The organism is Facklamia sp. P13064 (assembly GCF_050409425.1).
GTDB lineage: Bacteria > Bacillota > Bacilli > Lactobacillales > Aerococcaceae > Facklamia.
Genome location: NZ_JBNUPM010000031.1, coordinates 1 through 5,517 on the forward strand (window position 1 = coordinate 1; position 5,517 = coordinate 5,517).

Here is a 5,517-nt window from a genome sequence, read left to right on the forward strand (position 1 = left end):
TAACATGCTTGCCTGTCACGCAGGAGATCGCGGGTTCAAATCCCGTCCGGACCGTTTCTAGGCTTGATAGCTCAGTTGGTAGAGCACTTGATTGAAGCTCAAGGTGTCGGCGGTTCGATTCCGTCTCAAGCCATTGCTGGAGGGGTAGCGAAGTGGCTAAACGCGGCGGACTGTAAATCCGCTCCTTCGGGTTCGGCAGTTCGAATCTGCCCCCCTCCATTTTAATAGGGATTGCTAACCATTTTCCTTTTTAGGGACTTAGTTTAACGGTAGAACAACGGTCTCCAAAACCGTCAGTGTGGGTTCGATTCCTACAGTCCCTGTTAAAAGTATGATGGCGATTGTGGCGAAGTGGTTAACGCATCGGTTTGTGGATCCGACATTCGTGGGTTCGATTCCCATCAGTCGCCTATTTATATTTTATTATTGGGGTATAGCCAAGCGGTAAGGCATCGGACTTTGACTCCGTGATTCGTTGGTTCGAATCCAGCTACCCCAGTTTCATGGCGGTATAGCCAAGTGGTAAGGCACGGGTCTGCAAAACCTTGATCGCCGGTTCAAATCCGACTACCGCCTTATATCTATTACGGCGGTGTGGCGGAATTGGCAGACGCGCTGGACTCAAAATCCAGTGCCGGTTACACGGCGTGTCGGTTCGATCCCGACCACCGCTATTTATTTTAAACTCTTTCCTGGATAGGAAGGTTTTTTTATTGTTTTATTTTCATTGGTAAAGTATAATTTTCTTATAAATTCGAAAGGAGTGGTACAAGATGAATTTAGAATATAAAAATTTAGGTTCTAATCTAAAAACTCTTCAATGGTTTTTTGCTAGGGTTATTTGTTTTTACGTACCACCCTATCATTAGTCATTTTCTATATTTTTAAGGATCTAAGTTAATCTTAGATTCTTTTTTATTTTAATTATATTTTAAAAATTATAGAATTTATTTTGTCTTTCTAAATTCATCATATTTACGAAAACAGATAGCTTTATGTAGCATAAAAGGATAATTTAGATAGGAGACTAATTGATGATAAACAAAGATTATGGTATTAATTCTTACATTTCTAGATATAATTTAAATAATGATTTAAATATCTATCGCATCACAAGTCGTAATAATGCATTTCTAACGCTTCATAATAAAAAAGACGAATTAATTTCGGTTCGAGTAAATTTAAAAAATAGTGATTTTGTTGTAGGTGATTATGTTTTAGTTGAAAAGAATGCGGGAGAACATCAAATATCCACGTTTCTCAAAAGAGATAGCTTGATTACTAAAGCTCAAAGCACATCACAAAAAAGTTTGGCATATAATGCTAAAGAACAATTAATAGCTGCAAATGTTGACCAAATATTTATTCTTATTGCAGCTGATCAGAGGTTTTCTTTGGGAAAATTCGAACGCTATGTCTCTACCTTTTCTAATATGGCTAAGGATATTCAAATTATTATTTCAAAATCAGACTATCAAGTAGAAGCTTCAACTATTGAAAATACTATTTTAAAGGTTTATCCTAAAATGAAAATTAATCAATTATCAATTCATGATCCTTTATCGTATCAAAAAGTAATGAATCTTCTCAAAAAAGGTAAAACTTCTATTCTAATTGGATCATCAGGGGTAGGAAAGTCTACTTTAATAAACACTATTTTACAAAAAGAAGAACTGTCAACTCAAAACGTTAGAAATGATGGTAAAGGCAAGCATACAACCACCTCTTCCTCTATGTATTTCCTTAAAAAAACCTCTTCTTATATTATTGATACACCAGGCTTTAAAACTATTTCATCCCATAGAGATGCAGATGAAACGCTTCTTTTTCAAAGTATATATGACCTTTCGCTTAAATGTAAGTTTAATGATTGTTCGCACGTGAATGAGCCTGGATGTGCTATTCAACTAGCCATCAAAAAAGGGAATTTATCTAAAGAGTTGTACAATCGTTATTTAAAATATAAAGATAAAAAGAAACGGTATAAGGAATTGATCAGCCAAAAAAACAAAAAAAAGAAACCACATCATCGAATGAAAGTAATCACTAAGTCAGGAATTCTTAACGACATTGATTAATCTCACCTAATCAATAGTTATAAGGTAGTTTATAGGGCAACGTTAAGGTATAATAGATAGGTCGATAATTTTATGTTATTTCAAAGAGGTGATCTGTTTGATTAGTACAGTAGAAAGTTATTTTGAAAAAGAAGATATTTTGGTTCCTAAGAAATATCTTCAAATTGATGAAGAGTATTTAAATAAACAAGTTGATCAAAAAGTGGAGGAACTAACCAATCTAAATTATCCAAATAATAAAAATTTGTCAGATGAAGTGATATTCAATCTAAATCTTCCGAATATCTATAGTTATCAAGACTTGAGAAGCTTTTTTTATAATGATTTGAAGCATCGTGTGGCTGAGTTCTTTTTTTATGATCAACTACTGCCTTACTTATTCACTTTTTTCGCTGAAACCAGTCAAACCATCATTAATCAAAGTGAGCTGTTGCTTTTTCAAAATGAGTATCTAAAAAGAGTAGAAACGATAGCTAAAGTAAAGAATATCTCTTTTTCTGATTATGTACAAATTCACCTTCGATTGGCTGGTAATCCTTATGAGCGAATTAAAGAGAGAGCTTTTGAGGAATTTGTTTTTAGGTTAATTGCCAATCAAAGATATGAGAAAAATGAGTATGCTAATTTACAAGATGAGTACGAAGCATTTATTTCCGACCGCTCATTATCTCTTAATGTTGATCCCTTTGATTTGAAAGAGGAGTTAAGCCTATCTACTTTTGAACAAGATTACCCGACCATTTACTTTACTCAAGAACTGTTAGATTATTTTATACCTAAAATTATTAGTTAAGATTGGGTTCTTAAAATCCTATTGATATATTTACCAATAACATCAGGTGAAGGAGCGAACAAATTTGAATGATAGTTATCAAAAACAATTGCTTTCTTTTTTAATTACTGCGACTCTTTTTTCAACACTTTATTTCACTTTTGTTTCTTCCTCTAATCGTTATATTATTGAAAACTTTTTCAAAAAGCCGATTGATAGCAGCATTAACCTTGAGGAAGTAGATCTTAATTTAAGAAAAGATCCAATCTTACAAACCAACGCTAAATCTGAAAAAGTCTCACTCTCGTCTGAATTAAACGATCACTATATGCCAAGATTTTATAATCGACCTCAACTTATTAAGCCGACTTTAAAATCGTCTATTAATCGCAAACCAGTTGTTGAAGAAATTGGAGTGGCGGAACTTGTATGGAAAAGAGATGGATTGAAAAAGATACTTTATCAAGGTGGTTCGCCCTTCACCGGATGGTTTCAAGAAGATAAAACTAAAGGTTATTATCAAGATGGTTTAAAAGAAAATCTGAACAACAGTGAATTATTAGCTAAACAAGTTGAGGATCTTTTTGCTGTTAATAAATATCCTTTCTACATGACTCCTCATAAAAAAAGAGAGCATTTCACTCTGAAAACAATGGAGTACAGCATCCTTATTAAGTCTCCTGATTTAAAAATTTACTCAAATCCGCCTGGTTTAGCCAGTTCACGTTATTTACTAAATACTCAAGGAATGATAGACAGTCCAATGGAAGTAGGACAGGAACTCACTAATCAATATGGAACCTGGTTACATGTTTATTTTGGCTATGATGAGCTTGGTTGGATTAGAAAAGATTCTTCATATAATGATTACGTTTTAACCTATTATAGTGAAAGAGAGCTTTTAGATGAAATAGAAGCTATATTAGAGACTTATTTGGGATATATTAGTGCAACGGCAGGAGCTTCTTTTGTTAATAGTGAGCATCTTACCCAGGTTTCAGTAAATAACCAAATATTTTTCCCAGCCTCTACTCAAAAAATTTATGTTTTAGGTAAAATTTATGAGCTTTATAAAACTGGTGAGTTGTCACCCAATTCTATGGTTATTTTATCTGATGAAAACCGCGTCCCAGGTGCTGGAGTTATTCAAGGAGACCCTAGTGGGTCGCAATACACTGTGGATTACTTAGTAGATTTGATTCCTTTATATTCTGATAACACAGCTGCTAATATGTTAATTGAAGTAGCTGGCGAAGGTGAATGGATTACACCTTATGTCCATAAATTTGGTCTAAAAGATACCTTTGTCGATGGAAAATATTATCATGGATCAACCAACCGCAGATTTCAGACATCGCCTGGGGATGCTGCTATGTATTTCGCTTTAATGGCACGTAATGAACTGAATGGCGAACCTTGGGATGGTCAATTAATTCAAAAATTAATGACAAACCCATGGCGATATCTTTCTACATTTATACCATACGTTACCACATGGAATAAAACAGGATTAGGATCGACAGAACAAAATGATGTCGCAGCTTTTCAAACGGATTATGGAACCTACACACTAGCTGTGTATACAGAAAATCCTTATAATTACGATGCTGTTCCAGATCAAATGGGAATATTATCTAAAGCTGTTTTTGATGTCTATGTTAGTAATCGTTCGCTCTTATGGCAAAAAGTAACAAATCCCCAAGCTTATTTAGAGGAAAAAGAGCAAGAAATGTTAAGGCAATCTACAGAAATGATGTTAGATGAAAACAATTATAATTAAAAAATAAAAGGGGCTGGGACAAAAGTCTTGAACAATTAAAGAAAGTCCGGTCAACAATCCATTTGTTAATCGGACTTTTTCTTTAACAATAAAAAAATAGAAAGCGTTTCCTGCTATAATAGTAGTAATCACAAAACCATTTAGGAGGGGCTTTCTATCTAGCAACAGTACACTATGAATCACACTTACTTGCCACTGGAAATGGATTGTTTATTCCCTGAAAATCATAGTGTTTAGGCGAATTCATGAGGTAGTCGAACAAATTCAATCTGAGATTCAGCAGCTCTTAAGTGAAGAAATTGAAACGCTTAACCGAGCGATTGAAACGCAAACTGTTGTCGGAGCGGATGAACGCAAAAAGAAGCGCTGTCGTCTCAAAAAGTATCACCAAAAAATTGCTGAGGATTTTATTCCTTGTAAAGAAAAACACACCACTTATCAAGCGACATCCAACGGTCGCAATAGCTTTTCTAAGACCGATGTCGAGTGAATATTTATGGCCAATAATCTACGTAAATACCCAAAGCAGCGAGGGGCTGTATCATAAGTCCATTTTTGCTATAACCTTGAAAGGAAGACCAGAGAGAAAGTGTCCACGAGTTGGATCTCGGGTTTTTGTTTTTTTTTTTTTTGTGGTGGTGTGGGGGTGTTTTTTTTTCTCCTTTCTCCTCCCCAAAAGAAAAACCCTCCTTTTTTTTTTTTTTCCAAAAAAAAAAAAAAAATGAAAAGAGCGTTGTGGGGGGTTGATGTGAAGTGCTTCTTTGGAAAGGGGGGGGGGGGGGGGGGGGGCTTTTCCCCCCCCCCCCCCCCCCCCCCCCCCCCCCCCCCCTCTCCTCCCCCCCCCCCCCCCCCCCCCCCCCCCCCCCCCCCCCCCCCCCCCCCCCCCC

At 35.8% G+C, this 5,517-nt stretch carries 4 protein-coding genes and 7 tRNA genes; all 11 read left to right on the top strand.

Going from position 1 to position 5,517, the window contains the following annotated elements; all coding sequences use genetic code 11:
* The first annotated feature begins 60 nt into the window (after nucleotides 1-60).
* The 11 genes from ACQV2S_RS08480 (at nucleotide 61) to ACQV2S_RS08530 (ending at nucleotide 5,120) form a co-directional block, all read left to right on the top strand.
* A tRNA-Phe gene (locus ACQV2S_RS08480) sits at nucleotides 61-133 on the top strand.
* Between the two features lie 5 nt (nucleotides 134-138).
* Nucleotides 139-219: transfer RNA gene (locus ACQV2S_RS08485), tRNA-Tyr, on the top strand.
* A gap of 33 nt (nucleotides 220-252) precedes the next feature.
* Nucleotides 253-323 (top strand) — tRNA-Trp (locus ACQV2S_RS08490).
* A 14-nt stretch (nucleotides 324-337) separates the two neighbouring features.
* Nucleotides 338-410: transfer RNA gene (locus tag ACQV2S_RS08495), tRNA-His, on the top strand.
* Between the two features lie 17 nt (nucleotides 411-427).
* Nucleotides 428-499: transfer RNA gene (locus ACQV2S_RS08500), tRNA-Gln, on the top strand.
* A gap of 6 nt (nucleotides 500-505) precedes the next feature.
* A tRNA-Cys gene (locus ACQV2S_RS08505) sits at nucleotides 506-576 on the top strand.
* Nucleotides 577-588: 12 nt separating this feature from the next.
* Nucleotides 589-674: transfer RNA gene (locus ACQV2S_RS08510), tRNA-Leu, on the top strand.
* Nucleotides 675-1,034: 360 nt separating this feature from the next.
* The gene (rsgA, locus tag ACQV2S_RS08515) at nucleotides 1,035-2,078 is read left to right on the top strand and encodes a ribosome small subunit-dependent GTPase A (RefSeq protein WP_428874561.1); all 1,044 of its coding nucleotides are present in this window, start codon (nucleotides 1,035-1,037) and stop codon (nucleotides 2,076-2,078) included.
* 97 nt (nucleotides 2,079-2,175) lie between these two features.
* Entirely contained in the window at nucleotides 2,176-2,871 is a 696-nt protein-coding gene (locus ACQV2S_RS08520; RefSeq protein ID WP_428874560.1) for a hypothetical protein, read from the top strand.
* Between the two features lie 64 nt (nucleotides 2,872-2,935).
* Entirely contained in the window at nucleotides 2,936-4,630 is a 1,695-nt protein-coding gene (locus ACQV2S_RS08525; RefSeq protein WP_428885392.1) for a serine hydrolase, read from the top strand.
* A gap of 229 nt (nucleotides 4,631-4,859) precedes the next feature.
* Nucleotides 4,860-5,120 carry a hypothetical protein gene (locus ACQV2S_RS08530; RefSeq protein ID WP_428874558.1) on the top strand — a complete coding sequence of 87 codons (261 nt, stop codon included), beginning with the start codon at nucleotides 4,860-4,862 and terminating at the stop codon, nucleotides 5,118-5,120.
* The last annotated feature ends 397 nt before the right edge of the window (nucleotides 5,121-5,517 follow it).